The organism is Paenibacillus sp. R-74696 (assembly GCF_055814915.1).
In genome coordinates, this window is record NZ_JBPULM010000050.1 from 256,151 (window position 1) to 275,285 (window position 19,135).

At 49.5% G+C, this 19,135-nt stretch carries 16 protein-coding genes; 7 read left to right on the forward strand and 9 right to left on the reverse strand.

Features of this window, described 5'->3' with window-relative positions; all coding sequences use genetic code 11:
* The first annotated feature begins 363 nt into the window (after positions 1–363).
* On the forward strand, positions 364–1,302 hold the full coding sequence (gene cysK / locus ACSR9A_RS29630; protein ID WP_473762010.1) for a cysteine synthase A: 939 nt from the start codon (positions 364–366) through the stop codon (positions 1,300–1,302).
* 17 nt (positions 1,303–1,319) lie between these two features.
* On the opposite strand, the gene ACSR9A_RS29635 is transcribed toward cysK, so the two are convergent.
* The 3 genes from ACSR9A_RS29635 to ACSR9A_RS29645 form a co-directional block, all read right to left on the reverse strand.
* The gene (locus ACSR9A_RS29635) at positions 1,320–2,438 is read right to left on the reverse strand and encodes a slipin family protein (RefSeq protein ID WP_473762013.1); all 1,119 of its coding nucleotides are present in this window, start codon (positions 2,436–2,438) and stop codon (positions 1,320–1,322) included.
* Between the two features lie 66 nt (positions 2,439–2,504).
* A complete protein-coding gene (locus ACSR9A_RS29640; RefSeq protein WP_473762015.1) occupies positions 2,505–2,666 on the reverse strand; it encodes a hypothetical protein in 162 nt (53 codons plus the stop codon).
* Between the two features lie 307 nt (positions 2,667–2,973).
* The gene (locus ACSR9A_RS29645; protein WP_473762018.1) at positions 2,974–4,401 is read right to left on the reverse strand and encodes an RtcB family protein; all 1,428 of its coding nucleotides are present in this window, start codon (positions 4,399–4,401) and stop codon (positions 2,974–2,976) included.
* A 221-nt stretch (positions 4,402–4,622) separates the two neighbouring features.
* Between ACSR9A_RS29645 and ACSR9A_RS29650 the strand changes: the two genes are divergently transcribed.
* The 3 genes from ACSR9A_RS29650 to ACSR9A_RS29660 all read left to right on the forward strand — a co-directional run bounded on the left by ACSR9A_RS29650 (position 4,623) and on the right by ACSR9A_RS29660 (position 7,266).
* Entirely contained in the window at positions 4,623–5,942 is a 1,320-nt protein-coding gene (locus ACSR9A_RS29650) for a helix-turn-helix transcriptional regulator (protein ID WP_473762020.1), read from the forward strand.
* Positions 5,929–6,750: a WYL domain-containing protein gene (locus ACSR9A_RS29655; protein ID WP_473762022.1), complete on the forward strand. Its 822-nt coding sequence runs from the start codon at positions 5,929–5,931 to the stop codon at positions 6,748–6,750. Before ACSR9A_RS29650 ends, ACSR9A_RS29655 begins: the two co-directional genes overlap by 14 nt.
* Positions 6,751–6,873: 123 nt before the next feature.
* Positions 6,874–7,266: a DUF4190 domain-containing protein gene (locus tag ACSR9A_RS29660; protein WP_341281637.1), complete on the forward strand. Its 393-nt coding sequence runs from the start codon at positions 6,874–6,876 to the stop codon at positions 7,264–7,266.
* A gap of 121 nt (positions 7,267–7,387) precedes the next feature.
* Here ACSR9A_RS29660 and ACSR9A_RS29665 read toward each other — a convergent pair whose 3' ends face one another.
* The 4 genes from ACSR9A_RS29665 to ACSR9A_RS29680 form a co-directional block, all read right to left on the reverse strand.
* Complete coding sequence (locus ACSR9A_RS29665) at positions 7,388–8,314, reverse strand: HNH endonuclease (RefSeq protein ID WP_473762025.1); 927 nt, start codon at positions 8,312–8,314, stop codon at positions 7,388–7,390.
* A 97-nt stretch (positions 8,315–8,411) separates the two neighbouring features.
* On the reverse strand, positions 8,412–9,368 hold the full coding sequence (locus ACSR9A_RS29670; RefSeq protein ID WP_473762028.1) for a 3'-5' exoribonuclease YhaM family protein: 957 nt from the start codon (positions 9,366–9,368) through the stop codon (positions 8,412–8,414).
* Positions 9,365–9,928, reverse strand: a complete 564-nt coding sequence (locus tag ACSR9A_RS29675; protein ID WP_341281634.1) for an HD domain-containing protein — start codon at positions 9,926–9,928, stop codon at positions 9,365–9,367. The genes ACSR9A_RS29670 and ACSR9A_RS29675 overlap by 4 nt, the downstream gene beginning before the upstream one ends.
* 268 nt (positions 9,929–10,196) lie before the next feature.
* Positions 10,197–10,907 carry an S-layer homology domain-containing protein gene (locus ACSR9A_RS29680; protein ID WP_473762030.1) on the reverse strand — a complete coding sequence of 237 codons (711 nt, stop codon included), beginning with the start codon at positions 10,905–10,907 and terminating at the stop codon, positions 10,197–10,199.
* 566 nt (positions 10,908–11,473) lie between these two features.
* Here ACSR9A_RS29680 and ACSR9A_RS29685 point away from each other — a divergent pair.
* From ACSR9A_RS29685 to ACSR9A_RS29695, 3 genes are all read left to right on the forward strand, one after another.
* A complete protein-coding gene (locus ACSR9A_RS29685) occupies positions 11,474–14,350 on the forward strand; it encodes a 2-oxoglutarate dehydrogenase E1 component (protein ID WP_473762032.1) in 2,877 nt (958 codons plus the stop codon).
* A gap of 5 nt (positions 14,351–14,355) precedes the next feature.
* The gene (gene odhB, locus ACSR9A_RS29690; RefSeq protein WP_473762035.1) at positions 14,356–15,609 is read left to right on the forward strand and encodes a 2-oxoglutarate dehydrogenase complex dihydrolipoyllysine-residue succinyltransferase; all 1,254 of its coding nucleotides are present in this window, start codon (positions 14,356–14,358) and stop codon (positions 15,607–15,609) included.
* Positions 15,610–15,915: 306 nt separating this feature from the next.
* Positions 15,916–16,389 carry a C40 family peptidase gene (locus tag ACSR9A_RS29695; RefSeq protein WP_341281630.1) on the forward strand — a complete coding sequence of 158 codons (474 nt, stop codon included), beginning with the start codon at positions 15,916–15,918 and terminating at the stop codon, positions 16,387–16,389.
* A 106-nt stretch (positions 16,390–16,495) separates the two neighbouring features.
* On the opposite strand, the gene ACSR9A_RS29700 is transcribed toward ACSR9A_RS29695, so the two are convergent.
* Both ACSR9A_RS29700 and arfA read right to left on the reverse strand, forming a co-directional pair.
* The gene (locus ACSR9A_RS29700) at positions 16,496–17,404 is read right to left on the reverse strand and encodes an ArsR/SmtB family transcription factor (protein WP_473762039.1); all 909 of its coding nucleotides are present in this window, start codon (positions 17,402–17,404) and stop codon (positions 16,496–16,498) included.
* 109 nt (positions 17,405–17,513) lie between these two features.
* Positions 17,514–19,022, reverse strand: coding sequence for an arabinosylfuranosidase ArfA (gene arfA / locus ACSR9A_RS29705; protein WP_473762040.1), 1,509 nt, complete (start codon positions 19,020–19,022; stop codon positions 17,514–17,516).
* Positions 19,023–19,135: the final 113 nt, after the last annotated feature.

Sequence of the window (19,135 nt, forward strand, 5' to 3'; positions counted from 1 at the left end):
AAAGAAGCCACGGACATTCGAGCATCGTCCATAGCTTCTTAAGTGAATAGAGCTATTGCAAGTCGGTATAGACAGCGCACAGCTGACCTATAATCCTTCGACTTACAGCAGTTGGTTCCGCTGAGGCCGACCCGCATGGACGATAGATATGAAATTGGTTTGTGGGATAATCATCATATTTATGGACATTTGTTTCGGCCTCCCTTCAAGTTATTTCGTTTATCTTACTTGCGTCCCCAGCATTTGTCAACCCATTTTTAACTAATTTACGATGGATACTGCTGCCTTGCAAATCGTTTGATTATTTAGTACTGTTTAATTCATAGTTAAACAGTTGGATTAAACTAAACAGGAGGATAAAAATTGGCTAATATTCATAAAAATTTAACCGAACTAATTGGAAATACGCCGCTGCTTGAGCTTGTCAATTATGGAAACTCGCAAAACTTGCAAGCAACTGTGATAGCAAAACTGGAGTATTTAAATCCAGCTGGAAGCATAAAAGACCGGATAGGCTTTGCAATGATTAAAGACGCTGAGGAAAAAGGTCTCATTCATAAAAACTCGGTCATTATCGAGCCTACGAGCGGCAACACCGGAATCGGACTAGCTTTTGCTGCTGCAGCTCTTGGCTATAAGTTAATTATTACCCTTCCTGAAACGTTTAGCATTGAACGGCGCAAGCTGCTGCTTGCGCTCGGTGCCGAGCTGATTTTAACACCGGAAGCGGAAGGCATGACGGGCGCTATTAGACGGGCCGAGCAGCTTGCTGCCGAGACCCCAAATTCTTTTATCCCCCAGCAGTTCAATAATCCGGCCAATCCGGAAATTCATCGCAGCACGACCGCAGAAGAAATTTGGCGCGATACGGACGGTGAAGTTGATATTTTCATAGCTGGTGTAGGAACAGGCGGTACCATATCTGGCGTAGGGAGACTCTTGAAGGAACGTAAGCCCGCTGTGCAAATTATTGCGATCGAGCCCTACGATTCGCCAGTACTTTCTGGAGGCAAGCCGGGCAGACATGCTATTCAGGGACTTGGCGCCGGATTTATTCCAGACAACTTCCACAGTCAATATGTCGATGAAATTTTCAAAGTTAAAAAAGAAGATGCGTTTGCAACTGCACGACAGCTTGCACGAACCGAGGGCCTGCTGGCCGGAATCTCCTCCGGCGCTGCTGCATATGCAGCAGCACAAATTGCCAACCGACCAAGCAACGTAGGCAAAACCATCGTCGTTGTGCTTCCAGACAGCGGAGAGCGTTATTTATCTACATCGCTATTCCCTTCTATCGATTAGTATTAGATTTCGCCCTTTCACTCATGCTTTGCGCTCAGCAGCGAATTAAGCTGCTCCAGCATATTGCCGCCGCTGGACAGCGAAATCGTGCCGATTTTCTCGCAAATTTTTTCCATGAATTCAAGCTCCTTGAGACGGTACAGCGTCACATTCTCATCCATCAGCTTCGCCGTGTTCAGCAAGCTGCGGGTCGAAGCCGTCTCCTCGCGGCGGGTAATGAGATTGGCTTGCGCCTTCTTCTCCGCAATGAGCACCGTGTTCATAATATCCTTAATATCGCCCGGCAAAATAATATCCTTCACGCCAGCGGACAAAAACTGGACGCCGTAATCATCACCTTTCTCATTCAAGCGTGACAGCACGAAAGCGGCAATTTCCTGCTTCATCTTCAGCAGGTCATCGAGGCGCAGCGTACCGACATACTCCCGCAAAATCAGCTGCAGCGCAATATACACCTGATCCTCAAACGATTTGATCATCAGCACTTTAAGCGGATCGGTGATTTTGTATTGGCAGACGAAGTTAAGCCGCAGCGTTACTTTGTCTTCTGTCATCATTTCTTGACCAGTCAGATCAAGCTGCTGCTGGCGGAGATCCGTTTTGCGGACGAGCACCGTCGTCGGGCCATTCCAAAAATAATATTTGCCCGGCGCCAGCTCGTGCTGCATGACATTGTTGTAAAACAGCGCCGCCGTCTCATAATTCGCTACCTCCACGCACTGGTAGTAGCCATTTAGCTTCGACATAATCGCGAGATTAATGTCCTTGCCAATCTCAGGCTGGCGGATGTCCGCATGAACAAACGTGTGCTTTTTCAGCACATTCCAGAAAATATGCTTGCCCGCCGTCAGCAGGGCACTAAACTTGCCGTCCACATAGTGCAGCACATATTCATAATCCTGCACCTCAACGATTGTCAGCTGGGCGAGCAGCTCCTGATCCTGCAGAAACAGCTCGGCATCCTTGCCTGGAATTTGAAAACGCTTCGTCACATTCAGCACGATAGCCGTTTCCTCGCGCCATGCGGACAAGCGGTATTTGCCTGGCTGCAAAAGCTTGACGTAGCCACCTTTACGGAACAGCAGTACGCGCTCATCATCCTGTATAATCAATGGATTTTTAATTTTAGTCGTCATATAAAGTCACCTCATTCAGGTTAGTTGATCATTTGGTTGGTTGATTCTTACAATCAGGAATGCTTCCTACGGATAAAGCGGAATCAGGCTTAAGAGCATCGTCAGGCGCGGCAATTTACGCGGTGCTCTGCGAAGCATACAGTCCCGTTCAACTTCAACCGGCCGATCCTTCGCTTTGCCATCCGCAAAATATACCCACTTTCCCTGCTCGGTATCCACCGATTGCATAGCCGTGCCGCAGCGCCGCCGTACAGTCCGGCATGAGCATTCCTGCTGCAAGAGTCCCTAATTTTTTCGCTCCTTGGAAGGGAGTTGATGTGTGCTATAGCATAGCTACAGCTGCTCCAATGCTCCGTATCAAAACGGTTGGGATTCGAACCCGATCTAAAGCTTGTGAGGCTGAAGCTTCATGCACTTTGCAGCACACAAGCGTACAGCGTACGCCCGTACTGCTGGATCATATTGAAATCCATGCCATGGCAAAGCCATAAGCTAGCAACCCAATCTATTATTGAAGTTATCTTAAATAGCAGTGTTAAGTGCCTTTAATGGCAGCCATCGGCTGGCATTTGGCAACGACAGCGGCAAGCGATGCGCCGACCACACTGTCGATAATTTGATCCACATCCTTGTAGGCTTGCGGGCATTCATCGAGAATGTCTTGCAGCGAGCGGTGGTTGACCAAAATCTCATCGTCGCTTCCGACGCGCAGCGATTGCTCGAATTGATCTACGGTGACCAGCTGCTTTGTCGCCCGTCTCGATCTGGCGCGGCCTGCTCCATGGCAGATGGAATAAAAGTTTTTTAAGCCCTCATCCTTGCCGACCATAATATAGGATGCCGTTCCCATCGAGCCTGGAATGAGGGCAGGATGCCCCGTCTCCTTATAAGCAGGCGTATTTAGAAAATGGTTCGGCGGCAGCGCGCGCGTCGCGCCCTTCCGGTGAACAAGCATCGGCTGCTTGCGGTGAAACTCCTTCAGCGCGTAATTATGCATGAGATCATACAGCACAGGCAGCTGCATCTCAGGGCCAAAAACATCCCTGAACGCTTGCTGGACGCCAAAAGCAATCATATGGCGGTTGCTGACGGCAAAGTTCAGCGCCGAATACATCAGGTTCAAATACATTTGCCCTTCATAGCTTGCAATCGGAGCATACACCAAATTCGGATCGGGGCTACTAATCCCCCACTGATTCATCGCTTCTTTAATCACTTTGTTGTGTTCTCGGCCAACCATTGCGCCCCATGCACGCGAACCGGAATGAATCATGACGACGACCTGGCCGTCGAACAAGCCCCATTTTTTCGCCAATTCGCTGTATTCCTCGTTGATGTCCAAATATTGAAGCTCAATAAAATGGTTCCCGTTGCCGAGCGATCCAAGCTGCCCGTGGGCACTGCGCTTAATACGCGGCGGCAAATGCTCCAATGCTTTATGATCAAAGGCGAATGCCGATTGCTCTACATGTGTCAGCCATTGCTCATTCGGCACATATTTGTCTGGCAGCCCTTTAAGCCCATGCTGCACAACGCTCTTAATATCGATATCCTCATAATTCGTATTCGTCCGCTCATGGGTTGGCACGTATTTTTCAATCGCACTAATCAGTGCTCGGCGTACCTCTTTATCTTGAATATCTCGCTTATGCAGCGGCGTTGTGTGAACACGCATCCCGCAGCCAATATCTGAGCCGACTATCGACGGCGAGATAAAGCCGTCCTTCATATTCCACACCGCTGTTGTGCCAATGCATGTTCCTACTCCGATGTGCGCATCTGGCGTATAGCTCATATATTGATTGCGCGGGATGCGCAGATTGTTGTCCGCCATCGTATAGGCATTAGGCTCAAGTGCTGCAAATACTTCATCATTTGCATACACATGCAGCTTTCCGCTCGGAAGGCTGAGCTCGCGGTGATTGGTTCCTTTAAGCTGAATCATTTTCATTGTGTTAGTCATTGCTGTTCCTCCTTCATCCTGATCGCGTCGTTGACGCTCCGTGGCCTTCCTTATGTATCTGATTTTGCCTTAAAATCCCTCCCACGAACATGGCGAAAGTATTACGAGCAGGAAAAATATAACGAATATTCGCGCCTATGGTCTTTTTTGACAACGCTACTAATCCTCCATAGAATAAAACAATAGATAGCGAGAGTAAGCTGGAAGGCAGGGGAACACAGGTGGCTAAAGAAAGCTTCGATAAAGAGATTCAGTTTCTGCGCATGCTTGTCTTGACGAGCGGGGCCTACAATCGGCAGCAATTCGCAGATCGGCTCGGCATCTCCATTCATACATTTGACAAAACGATTAAAAAGCTCAAAGAAATTGTAAACGCCGTCTACCAGCAGCTTCCCGAGGAACAAGGCAAGGAATTTGCCGAGACGGTTCGCTATAGCTATTTCGATTCCGCCGATCATATGCTGCTTTTTCTATTCCGCGCCAAGTCGCTGAAGGAGACCGAAAGCAAGCGTATTTCGCTGCTGCTGGAAGCGCTGCAAAGCGGTCGTGCACTAACTGCCATGGAGTTGATGGACGCCTGCTGCGACAATATACCCGCTGAGCTGGCGCCACCGGATGAAAAAACGATTCGCAGCGATTTGAAATATTTGGAGGAGGTCGGCGTCATCCGCAAAGAGCCGGGGCCTCGCCCGTACCGCTACCGCTTGGCAAACGAGCTGGTGCAGGAGCTGACGGAGGATGAGCTGCTGGATTTATACGATTTTGCCGATGTCATGGCGAATACGCATGTCCCTTCCGTGCAGGGCTATATGCTTCGCGACAGCTTGAAGAAGCATTTGCTGCGCACGCAGGAGAGCGCAGCAACGCTGGACGCTTTTTTATATAAATACCACTTCTACTCCCGCCTGCTGGATGAAGCCCATTTATTTAGCCTGCTGGCGGCCATTCGCGAACGCCGCAAGGTGAAATTTCTGTATTTTTCACCGAAAAAGGAAACCAGCTACGCCTCCCGAAACACCAACCCATTGTTCGAGCGCGATACAACGGGCAAGGAGGAGGTTACCATACCGATTAAAGTCGTATATGACCACCAGTATGGACGCTGGTATTTGCTCGGTTTCCGCGCGGACAAAGTCATTGTGAAATACAGGATGGAAGGCATGACGCAAATTCAGGAGGGCGAAGCAGTGCCGCAGGAGCAATTTGAGCAGCATCTGGCGCAGCTGGAAGCACGCACGGCGCAAAGCTGGCTCATTGATACGGGAAGAACCGTTACGGTGCGTGCCCGTTTCTTCCATCCTGTAGGAGCACCGCAAAACTTCATTAAGGAACGCGTGTTGCTGCAGGGCCAGTGGGGACGCATTAGCGAGGAGGCTGGGGCAGATTCTTTCTTATATGAGATCGAAGTGAACGGCACATTCGAAATAAGGCCTTGGCTGCGCAGCTTCGGCTCAAGCTGTGAGGTGCTGGAGCCGCTCCATTTGCGCAAAGAGATGATTGACGAATGGAAGGAGATTGCTGGCTACTATGAATCCGTTTGAGAAAATTTTCAACTATCAGCTCATGTCCCGACTTGAAGACTCCGGCACCTTTATGGTGACCGGGAATGAACGAAGCTGGCTCAAGGCGATGCTGCAGCATCCTGAAGCGGTGCAGGCTTTTGCGCCTGGAACACTCGCGAAGCTCCAAAGCCTGCTTGAGCAGGACAGCGTGATGGAAACCGCCGGACCGCTCATTCAGAAAGCCGCCAGCAAAGAGCTGCAAGTGTACCATCCGCTGCTGCGCCAGCTTAGACGCTCGATTATGCAGCGCAACCAGATCAAGCTAAGCTATATGATCAAAAACGGCAGACAGAACAATCACCAATTCGGTTTGCCCTATAAGCTGGAATATTCCATGGTAAAAAAAGAATGGTATTTGCTCTGGTACCATCAGCGCCACAGGTCACTAATGAGCACGAAGCTGCAAACGATTCTCGCTATTGAAGATGTACCTTGCCTGCCCGAGCGTTATATACAGCTTACCGCCTCCACCCAGGCACTGCTCGCTAAACGCAGCACTTCCGCCATCATTCAGGTTGTGGAAATGTATAATGCGGAGCTGTCGCGGATTTTGTATGCTTTTTCCTGCTTTGAGAAAGCTGTCTCCTACGATGACCAGCTTAATCGTTATACGATCAAGCTGACATTTCCTAACAATGAAGCCGAATATGTGTTGTCGAAAATCCGCTTTCTCGGCAAGCGGATTAAAGTGACCCAAGGTGATTATTTGCAGCGCCGCATGCGGGAGGCGTCCTCCCTTGCGCTCGCAAGATATGGAGCAGCGAAGGCAGACATTGAGCCAGAATAATCGTTCGATAAGCCCGTTTTGTCCCACTCATTGCCAAGTAATGTATAGCCTTCGGGCAAAAAGAGACGTATAATGATGGAAACCCTGATTTCATCATATTTCCAAGCTTAGGAGGAACCACCCTTGAACGACTATAACAATGGGCATAACTATCAAAACCATGCGCCATTTCAGCCACCATTCCAGCCACCTGTGCAGAAGACGAATGGTGCTGCAATTGCCGCGCTCGTTTGCGGCATTACATCCTTTATTCCATTCATTGGTATACTGCTCGGCATTGTCGCGATCGTAATGGGTATCGTTTCGCTGAATCAAATTCCCAAAACGCGCGAGCAAGGACGCGGCATGGCGATTGCCGGCCTCATTTGCGGAGCCATTAGCTTATTCCTCAGCTTGCTGCTGTTTTTACTTTTTATAATTGGCATGCTGAGCTACGAGGACAGCATGTACAACTATAGCTGGAACGAAAGCTACTACAATGCCTCCATCCAGCTTGTCAACGCATTAAACTTGTAGAGGCTGGCTCCAGCTCCAGCTCTATCTCCACTTCCAACTCTTCCATACTCACAAATAAGCGCCAACATACCGCGCAGCGATTGCTGCCCGCTCGTATGTTGGCGCTTTTCGTATGCGGGAGCTACACTTCCCGCATAAAATCCTCAAGATTTTTGTCTGCCTTCGACTGGTTGCATACATGACAAGCACAAACGCAATTGTCTGGCGTCGTATGGCCGCCCTTGGCGCGCGGAAGCATATGGTCGATCGTATCCCCATACTGCTTGCAGAAGAAGCAAGTATAATTATCCCGCGTTAAAATATATTTACGAAAATCTTTATTGCTGAATAGCCTGCGAATCGTCCGGCGATTCACGACAACAGCGGCATGCTCGTTAACGAGTATAACGGCCAGCTCCAGTTCAATTTCCTGATACCACTGCCTGCCCTTGTCGGTCTTGCCTCTCATCCATACCGTGCCTTGCCCGGAAGGACGCAAATAGGTTGGGTCTGTCGGCGAATGATTCGACGGCTTCGGCAGAGGACGCTGCTTCGGCAAGCGGGCAGCTGTCTTCACTCGCGGCGCCTTCTTCTCCGGCTTGCGTAAGGCGCCTGGCCTGCTCGCCGCGCTGAACTCCTGCGCCACCGCCACCGCCGCTGAATCCGTTACCAGCGGCTGGGCACCAGCTTTCGGGGCGGCTGCGCTGGCTTTCGCAGCTTCCCTGCCGCCCGTCTCCTTCGCGGCTTGCTCCGCTGCGGCGGCTACTGCCGCTGCAGCCTTCGCCCGCCTTCTCCTCCCGCCGCGTTTCCTGCGGGACTTCTTCAGGACGCCAGCAGACGCCGCTTCCGGCCTAGACTCATCTGCGGCGCCTGCTTGTACAACTGGCGCCTCCACAACAGCTACTGGCGCGGCCTGCGAGCTCGCCCTTTCTTTCCTGCAGGAGCGGCAGGCGCCGCGCCGCGAGTCAGGACCCGAGCGCCGGCCGGTACGGCGCAAAAAATCGCCAAGCGGCTTGTCTTCGTTACAGTACGCACACTGCTTGATCGGCGTTTGTATGATTTCTGCCATTGGTATTGTACGGGCCTAGCAAGCGTGAGCCTGCTTACCCGTTATTGTCACCTCAAATTTTTATAGATATGTTTGTTGCCTATTGATTTAAGTAGATTTACAGCTTCATCCGGTAGATAGGCTTATTTTCTAGCCCGCGAATAAATGGGGTCCATGGTTCCGTATCTGGCGTCGTATCCAGAGCATCCTCGACCATTTGCAGCTTGGCATCCATGGCATCAATATGATGCAATGCAACCGCTTCAGCTGTCTGAGGCTGAACCGGACTGCCCCATTCGCCCAAATTGTGATGGGAAAGCACCAAATGCTGCAAGCCGAGCACCTTTTCCGATTCCAAATCAATATCGCAGCGAATAGCTGCTTCCGTAATCCAGTTGGACGCGAGCGAAATATGTCCCATCAGCTTGCCAGACAGGCTGTATTCGGAAACGATGCCGAGCTGGGCGACCATCTCCTCAGGCTTGGCAATATCATGCAGCACAATGCCTGCCTTGATCAAATCGGCATTCAGGAATGGACGCTGCTTGCAAATAAAAGCGCCAATTTCCAGCATCCGCACAATATGATAAGCAAGCCCGGCAAAATACGCATGATGATGCGTTTTCGCAGCCGGATAATGCATCAGTCTGTCCTCGACCTTATCCACGCAATACGTGACGATGGTCCGAATTTCCTGATCGGCAATGCTGGCGGTTACCTGCTTAATCGTATGCACGAGGTCGACTGGACGAACCGGCGCGGAGCGGATGAAATCCGTCAGCGCTACCCCGTCCTCTTCCGTAACCTTGCGCATGCGCGAAATTTTGATTTGCAGCTTCTCCCGGTAGGTGTGGGCGTTGCCTTGAATTTTCACCAGCCCCATTGGGAAAAAGGATTCCTTATCCGCACTTGATACATCCCAATATTTAGCGGATAGCTGGCCGCTGGCATCGCATAATACGATGTCAAAATAATCTTTCGGCGTTGCCCCGTTTGTCTGCTTCACTTCCAGCTCTCTGAGTAAATAAAATCCGGTAAAATCGTCTCCGCTCACCAGTTGGTTAATCAATGTCATAATGACCTGTCCCCGCTTTCCCTTTGACCAAACATCGCCTCAATTTTTTGATTTAAAACATCCAGCAGCGGAAAGCTGCCTTCATGGCCGAGGCTATCTGCCACCGCCTTGTAATACCATTCCTGCTGCTTTCTGCCGCGGTTGAAGCGTTCCCATACCTTCTCGCCCTCCCGCTCATAAGCAGCAAGCGTCGAGCCCATATTATGAAGCTTATCCGCGCAGGCTACCGTTTTGATATCGAGCGGCGCCTTTTTCAAATAATCCAGTTTATATTGCTTCCGCTCTTCCCAAGATAAGGATTTGTCGGGCTCTGTACAGCCAACGACAATACGCGTCACTTCCGGGCCAAAACGTTCAAGCAGCGCTTCCTCCGTCGCCTCCGTATCTTCGAGCGTATCATGCAAAATGCCCGCAGCAACCCACTCCGCTTGGCAACCAGCCTCCATTAATATCATACCCACACCGAACGGATGTGAAATATAAGGAATATTTGACCCTTTGCGAAGTTGATTCCCATGCAGCACCGCTGCGTAATCAATCGCTTTTTGAATCAGGCTCATGAATGTACACCTCCAGGTTCGAGATCGTCCTGCCTTTATCTATAGATGCATCGTGATTTTTTATGTTGAAAAAGCCGGAGTTATTCAGATAAATTCCCTATAACTTTAGTCTAGCATCTTCCTGTATATGCAAACAAGCACGCGTTTAGGCCTGAACGGAAAAATCCATCAATAAAATAGCGTTTTCATGGCATAAACACAGCAAAAAAACCTCCAGCCCACTTCTTACAGCGGATTGGAGGCTCATTGTGTCGTTTCTAAACGCTTCTTACTGTGCTGGCTTTACCCCTTGCTCTTCAAGAGACTGGTCACCCGTCTCAGCTTCGAGCTGCTCATTGTGCTCTTTAATGAATTGATGCGCATTGTACAGCATGGCGGTGGATTCAGCACGGTTTAAAACTTGCTGCGGATGGAATTCACCTTTCTCATCCAAGGCAGTAAGCTTGTACAGCAAAGCGCGTTGTATGGTGCCTTGATATTCAGTCGCAATGTCGCTCTCATCCGAAATAACGATGTACATTTTGATCAACGGATATTGGCCGGTCTTTTCCAGCGCCTGTACGAGGTAATGCGTGAATTGCTCGCGCGTCATTGGCGCATTCGGATCAATATTAGCCGGAATGTCGAGCTCGTTGTAGTGCGCAATGATGAAGCTGTCCGCGTACCAAGCATTATTTTTCACATGATCAAAGATGCCTTCTGCTTCTGGAGCTTTATTAAATGAAATGGCGGCAAGGCTAATTTGCGTTGTCTTCACAATAAGTGAAATACCTTGTGCATTTGTTAAGTTTTCTTCCGGCTGGAACAGCGATTGCGATACGCCATTTACAATGCCGAGCCCTTGCAGCGTCTCAATTTGTGCCTTTTGCGGGGAGGTTGCGATATCCTTAAATGAACTTGCTGCGAAAGCCTGACCTGTCAGCGCTACCGATAGAGCCACGGCAGCAGAAATAGATGCTGTTGCGATACGTTTCTTCATTAGAATCAATCTCCTTTAGTTGTTGAACGCGTTCTAATCCTATAAACGATGCCTGTTTCAAAAAGGTTGCAGTCTCCTTTCGCTTTGGGCGGTTATCCCCTTAGCTCAGAAACAGATGGCCGCTTGCCGCATGAGCAGCACTAATCCTTCAAACCGCCTACACGTCCATTGCAATTTAAAAAAGGACCTTGATTAACTTATGATACGTGTTGAAAAAAAGCGCGCCGTCAGGCCCTTTTCTGAGCTAAGGGGACAACTTATAAAAGAGAAAATTCTCGTTGCCCATAAAGATGGACAATTGAAACTTTTAGCAGGCTGCTTCGTATAAATTGAAAGGGCATACATTTTTTGCTCAAAGCCCTTAACATTCGGTTTTGAATAACCGATAAATGGGAGAGACTGAGAAGATGGACTGGCGGCATTCCGATTGATCTATTTTCAAGATAGTTATGATACATAATCGTTATTTAAGTTTCCATGTCGTTCTGTACTATAATGAAGTCATATGCTAGTTCTGATTCCGTCCATAAACTTACAAAATTCAATGACGGAGGTATCTGTCGAAAATGTCGATTGGCAATGAAACTAACCAAAACCCGTGGGAAGGCTATTATGGTCCCAACTATGGGTACATCCAAGAACAATATGAGCTTTTTAAACAAAACCCTGAAACGGTAACATCTGAATACCGCGATTTGTTTACTCGCTTTGGCGAGCCGCCTGCTTATGCAGCAGGCCAAACTGCTGCTGCACCACAAACGGTAGGCACTGCTTCGATCGATGCGAAAACGCTTCAAAATTTGGTCGCTGCCGGCAAGCTCGTATGGAACATTCGCGCATTCGGCCACTTGGCGGCTGATATTGATCCGCTCGATATCGGACCTAAATCGAATACGAAGATGCTGAGCCCTGAAACGTATGGCATCACACAGACGGATCTGCTGGCTTTGCCTGCTGAGCTCGTATGGACGAATGCCCCTTCCGATGTTGCTAATGCATGGGAGGCTATTCAGAAGCTGCTTAAAGCGTACACAGGCACGCTTGCTTTCGAATTCAGCCATGTGCATGATGAAGCGGAGCGTGCTTGGCTCAAGAAGCGTGTTGAACGCCAGCTGCCTTCTGCTGCACTCAACAAGGAAGAACGCAAGAAGCTGCTCGTCAAGCTATTCGAAGCAGAGCAATTTGAAGATTTTCTGCAGCGCACCTTTGTTGGTCAAAAACGGTTTTCCGTTGAAGGCAACGACGTGCTTGTCGCCATTGTTGATGAATTGGTTCACGAGCTGTCGAATGACGGTGTGAGCCAAATTGCGATGGGGATGGCACACCGTGGGCGCCTTAATATTTTGGCGCATGTGCTGGGCAAGCCTTATACTAAAATTTTCTCCGAGTTCTACAACTCGCCGAACAAGAAGCTTATCCCGTCCGAGGGTTCCATCGGCATCAACTACGGCTGGACTGGTGATGTGAAATACCACTTGGGCGCCAATCGTTCGTTCAAGACTGGCGAAACAGTTGAAACTCGCATTACGCTTGCGAACAACCCGAGCCATCTTGAATTCGTCAACCCGGTTGTCGGCGGCTTCGCTCGTGCAGCACAGGATGATCGCAGCAAGCCTGGCTATCCGGTAACCAACCTGGATTCAGCTGCCTCCATCATTATGCATGGTGATGCAGCATTCCCTGGTGAAGGCATTGTAGCGGAAACATTGAATATCGCTCAGCTGAAAGGCTATACAAGCGGTGGTACGCTTCATGTTATCGTCAACAACCGCATTGGCTTTACAACAGAAAGCCATGATTCCCGTTCGACGCAATACGCAAGCGATGTAGCCAAAGGCTATGAAATTCCAATCGTGCACGTAAACGCTGATGATCCGGAAGCTTGTATTTTTGCAGCGCGGATGGCCAGCGAATATCGTACTCTTTTCAAGAAGGATTTCTTGGTTGACTTAATTGGCTACCGTAAATATGGACACAATGAGACGGATGATCCGGAAACGACTCAGCCTCTTATCTATAAAAAAGTACGGGCTCATGCAACGGTAAGCACGATCTACTCCGATAGATTGATTGCTGCTGGCGCTATTACAGAGGCTGAAGTAGCAGAGCTTAAGCAAGGCGTCGTAGACCGCCTGAAATCAGCTTATGACGAAGTGAAAGCTCGTGATGGCCAAGAGCCTGTTCATCAGACACAAGGACTGCAAGGAGAAAAGGATAACACGACTTCCGTTTCCCCTGTATCCATTGAAACGCTGCAATCAATTAATGCTGAGCTGCTTCGTTTCCCTGACAGCTTCACTGTATATCCGAAGCTGCAGAAGATTTTGGAGCGCCGCACGAATGCATTGAACGAAGGAGAGAAGCTTGATTGGGGCCATGCGGAAACGCTTGCCTTCGCAACCATTCTTGCTGACGGCAAGCCGATCCGACTTAGCGGCCAAGATGTCGAGCGCGCAACATTTGCTCACCGCAATCTCGTGCTGCATGATGCAGTAACAGGCGATACCTTCTGCCCGCTTCACCAATTGCCGCATGCGAAAGCATCGTTCGCCATTCATAACAGCCCGCTTTCCGAAGCTGCTGTGCTAGGCTTTGAATATGGCTATAACGTACACGCGCCGGAAACGATGGTCATCTGGGAAGCGCAATACGGCGATTTCACCAACGTCGCTCAAACGCTTATTGACCAGTTCATTTCCGCAGGCCGTTCGAAATGGTCGCAGAAATCCAGCATCGTCATGCTGCTTCCGCATGGATATGAAGGCCAAGGGCCTGAGCATTCCAGCGCACGTCTGGAGCGTTTCCTCCAGCTGTCAGGCGAGGAAAACTGGACGGTTGCCAACTTGACGAGCGCTGCGCAGTATTATCATATTTTGCGCCGCCAAGCTTCCATAACGGAAAGCGAAGCCGCACGTCCATTGATTATTATGGCTCCTAAGAGCTTGATTCGTAACCCGCGCGTCGCTTCCAACGCTTCCGAGCTTAGCAATGGCTCGTTCAAGCTGGTCGTTGAGCAGCCGAACCTTGGCAGCAGGCCAGAGCGCGTAGAGCGCCTGATTTTGTGCACAGGTAAAATTGCAATCGACCTTGAAGATGCCATTGAGAAGGAACAAGAGAAGGACCTCGATTGGCTGCACATTATTCGTGTCGAGCAGCTTTATCCGTTCCCTGAGAAGGAAATTGCTGAAATTATCGCCCGCTTCCCTCAACTGAAGGAAATTGTGTGGGTTCAAGAAGAGCCGAAAAACATGGGCTCCTGGCATTATGCCGATCCGCGCATCCGCGCGATTGCGCCTGATGGTACAAGCGTAAGCTATATTGGACGCCCCGAGCGTTCCAGCACAGCGAGCGGCTTCCAGCAAGTACACGCTTTTGAGCAGCAGCATATTATTTTGCAAACATTGAAACATAGTCCGTCATTGACATACAACTCAGGGAGGTAGCTACTGTGCAACAAATTATAGTACCCGCAATGGGAGAATCGATTACGGAAGGCACGATTTCCAAGTGGATTGTTAAGGTTGGAGATTCGGTTAAGCAAGGCGATGTGCTTCTGGAGCTTGAAACAGATAAAGTCAACATCGAGATCAGCGCCGAGCAGGATGGCACGATTCAAGAGATTACACGCAGCGAAGGCGATACCGTTCAAATCGGCGAAGCTATCGGCTCCATTGCGGCAGGTGGAGCAGCTCCATCCGCTCCTGCAGCTGAGCCGGCGAAGGCTGCACCAGCTGTTGAAGCAGCCGCTCCGGCGCAAGCAGCACCTATCGCGCCTCCTGTAGCAGAAGCAGACAGCAAAGGCGGTCAAGTTGCCGCTTCCCCTGCTGCAAGAAAGCTCGCAAGAGAAAAAGGCATTGACCTAACACAGGTTCAATCCCGCGATCCGCTTAGCCGCGTTAGCTCCGATGATGTTCGTTCGCATGGCACACAGCCAGCAGCGCCGCAAGCACCGGCTGCTCCTGCCGCTAAAGCGCCAGCTGCGCCTAAATTCCAATCGGCCAAGCCTTACGAGCGCAAAAAAATGTCGCGTCGCCGCGCAACGATTGCAAATCGTCTGGTTGAAGCTCAAAGAACAGCAGCAATGCTGACAACGTTCAACGAAGTCGATATGACCGCTATTATGGATATCCGTAAACGCCGGAAACAATCGTTCCTCGACAAGCATGAGGTTGGTCTTGGTTTTATGTCCTTCTTCACGAAAGCTGTCGTTGGCGCTCTGAAAGAGTTCCCGCTGCTGAACGCTGAAATTGAAGGCGAAGATATTATTGTAAAGCAGTTCTACGATATCGGTATTGCCGTATCGGCTAAAGAAGGTCTTGTGGTTCCTGTTGTTCGTGATGCGGACCGCCTGAGCTTCGCTGAAATCGAGCGTTCAATCGTTGACCTTGCTGGCAAAGCCCGTACGAACTCGCTCGGATTGTCTGACCTGCAAGGTGGTACATTCACAATTACAAATGGTGGTACGTTCGGCTCGCTGCTGTCCACGCCAATCATTAACGCACCACAAGTTGGTATTCTGGGCATGCACAAAATTCAGCTTCGTCCAGTTGCTATCGACGCTGAGCGCTCCGAGAACCGTCCAATGATGTACATCGCCCTTTCCTACGATCACCGCATCGTAGATGGCGCTGAGGCGGTACGCTTCCTCGTTAAAGTGAAAGCAATGCTTGAAGATCCAGAAACGCTTCTGCTTGAAGGTTAATAAGCATAAGTGGTGAACGAATAGATTATGACACGTATAACCCCCATGGCCTTAAAGGTCATGGGGGTTATTTTTTACTTACAAAAAATAACTAATGAATGCGTAATCATTCATCATTCTTCTCATTTAAGCCTGAATTTGAATGAGAAGTTTCTCATCTATTTTTAACAATTGGTATCAAAAGACCATTAAATCTAGTTTTATGGTCTCAGAGGAAATTACTCTCAATTTTAATTGTGGTATTGTATAGCTAAGAACATATTAATAGACAAGCTATCAACCCAGAGAAGAGAGGGCATTCACATCATGAAAAAACTTCGTTTTGGTAAACTGGCTGCATCCCTTGCACTTACCGCATCGCTTACTTTATCTGCTGTTCCTTTTACACAAGCACCGGCAGCTTATGCGGCATCCGCCTCCACCCAATCCAAGATCGTTTCGGTGGCAAAGGGCTTTATGGGAACACCTTATCAATTCAGCGCTCCCACTAGTTCGACTCGCGTTTTTGACTGCTCTTCCTTCACCAAATATGTTTTTGCCAAGGTTGGCGTTTCTTTGCCGAGAAGCTCTAAGGATCAATCAAAAGTCGGCTCGTTCGTATCTCGAAGCAATTTGAAGGTTGGCGACCTCGTTTTCTTCTATTCTCCTATTCATCACGTCGGCATTTATATCGGCAATAATCAAATTATTCATACATACGGTGCCCCTGGAGTGACCGTTACGAGTTTGAGCTCCAGCTGGTGGAGCAAAAATTACGCAACGGCACGTCGCGTGCTTTAGCACCAATTTGCTCTAACTCACACAAACGCCTCTACAAAATAAAAGCCGTATCGCAATCGTCAGAGTCTCCCCCAACCTGACTGCGATACGGCTTTTATTCATGTGCTTATTCCTCGTAATAAACCCGGAACATGATATCCTGATTGTAATTGCCAAAGCCCTTGCCATACAGTGTAAGGCCGCCTACATGCGCAGCATCCTTATCTACCGCAATGCGCAGCGTCCAGTGATTGCGATCCAGTGTAATCTGCTGCACGCTGGTGTCGCTTACCTGCTGCCCATCCACGAAGGTGCCATCCTCCTGCACGCGAATCACTTTGAGCAAGCCATATTGATTCAGGTTGCTATGCCACCAGGAAGGTGAAAACTTGCCGCGGGTCCCCCCGTAATCACCAGGGCTTGTCCACTTGCCAATGGTCGTTCCATTTAGGCTGAAGCTGATATCAGACAGCCAGTTCGGATTGTAGCCTGGAGCCTCGGAGCCCAGCTCCAGCACAAGCTCGAATGCGCTCGGGCGCTGCCCCGGCAGCAAATAATTAGGGATTTTATATTCAACGTATCCTCGGCCAAACCATAAAATGCCCGCATTCATCCGCTCCGGCTCTAGAAAAAAGCGCGGGTCATCGAATTGGCCAATGGCCTTCTCCACCGTCGCGATGCCGCAGGTCGGATGCACTTCATATTCGGTGTAATGTCCAATCGGCACCGTGCTCTCATGCATTTTTTTCACTTCGCGTGTGTGATGAGGCAGCTCGATTTCAATATGCTGCTCGGCGAGCGTGCATATTTTATGCGTGCCTCCCTGCTTGCGCACCATCTTCGTCTCAATGAGATTTGCCTTCTCCAGCTTGCGGATATGCATGGTCACAATCGCGCTGCTGAGTCCCAGCGCCTCTGCAAGCTCTTTGACATTCATCGGGCTTACTGCCAGCAAATCTATAATATGAAGCCGCACATGGCTCGACAGCGCCTCATAGAGCGGCAACCAAGCTATATCTGTATTGGCTTTAATCATCTTGTTCACCCTCCTCTCCCTTATCATCGCATAAAATGAAACGAGAGGGAACAACCGCCTGCTTAGCCCTCTCACCCGAGCTAAGCTTGCGATTGTTCCCCTCTAAAATTTACAATTTAATTCGAATGACATTCCATGACGCTTTATTCAGCACAGCTTGGATTTGCCCTTTATCCGTCAATGCGGCGCTGCCATTCGTGTGCGGCGTAACGCGGTTAGGCGCATCTGCTGTATTGGAAGCGGACAAATCCTCATTTTCCAAAACAATATGCTCCAAAATTCGTCCTTGACCGAAGCTGCGCAGGTCGATATCGAATGCAATACTTTCTTCCAGATGGCGATTCACGGCAAACACAGTAACCTCTTGCTTCTCTTCATTATGCACCGCTACAGCTTCAATATAAGGCACATCTGTAAAATCTTTAGTGTCATGCTTAGGCGAGCTCATGAGCGGTACAAGCACCTCGCCTCTTCCGAACAAGCTTGCGTGCATATACGGATAATAGATCGTCTGTTTCCAGGCTGCGCCGCCATTTGTCGTCATAATTGGAGCGATGACATTGACGAGCTGAGCAATACAAGCCATCTTCACCCGATCAGCACGCTTGAGCAGGCTGATCAGCATGCAGCCGACAACCAGCGCATCCTCCTGCGTATAAATATCTTCCAGCTGCGGTGGAGCAATTTGCCAAGGATCAAGCTTTTTATCCGATTCATTGGAATGGAACCACACGTTCCACTCATCGAAGGAGAGATTGATTTTCTTCTTGCTGCGTTTCTTCGCCTGTACGAAGTCGGCTGTCGAAATGACCGTATTAATGAAGGAGTCCATTCCCACAGATTGCGCTAGGAAATTCGCGGTATCCTTCTCGCGGTTGCCGTAATACTGATGCAGGGAAATATAATCCACGTCATTATAAGCTAAATCCAGCACCGTCGCTTCCCAATCGGGGAAGGTCGGCATGCCGATTGCCGAACTGCCGCAGGCGACCAGTTCAATCGTTGGATCGACCCAACGCATGACCTTTGCAGTCTCGCTGGCGATACGTCCATACTCGACAGCTGTTTTAGCGCCTATCTGCCAAGGGCCATCCATTTCATTGCCGAGGCACCAGGTTTTGACGTTATGCGGGTCTTTGTAGCCGTGCTGCACACGCAAATCACTCCAATACGTTCCAGACGGATGATTAGAATATTCAAGCAGGTTACGTGCCTCATCAGGGCCCCTCGTCCCCAAATTCACCGCCATCATCGCGTCCGTATTCGCTTTGCGGCACCAGTCCATAAATTCATTAAAGCCAATCCAGTTCGGCTCAATCGTGCGCCAAGCAAGCTCCAGACGTCTTGGACGCTGATCAAGCGGGCCAACGCCATCCTCCCAGTTGTAGCCTGAAACAAAGTTTCCTCCGGGATATCGTACAATCGGCACATCCAGCCCTTTTACAAGCTCCAGCACATCGGAGCGAAAACCCTGTTCATCCGCCTGCGGATGGTCTTTTTCATAAATACCGCCATATACCGCCCGGCCCAAATGCTCGATAAACGAGCCATAAATTCTTTTATCGACTTCACCTACTACAAAATCCTTATCAACGATCAGCTTTGCTTGTTTTGACATGTTCAGCTCACCTCATAAGATTAATGTTTTTGTTAACCAGATAATAAATTTACAATGTATATATTCATTAAACACTATGCAGCAACAGAACGCAAGCATGAATTAATAACGCT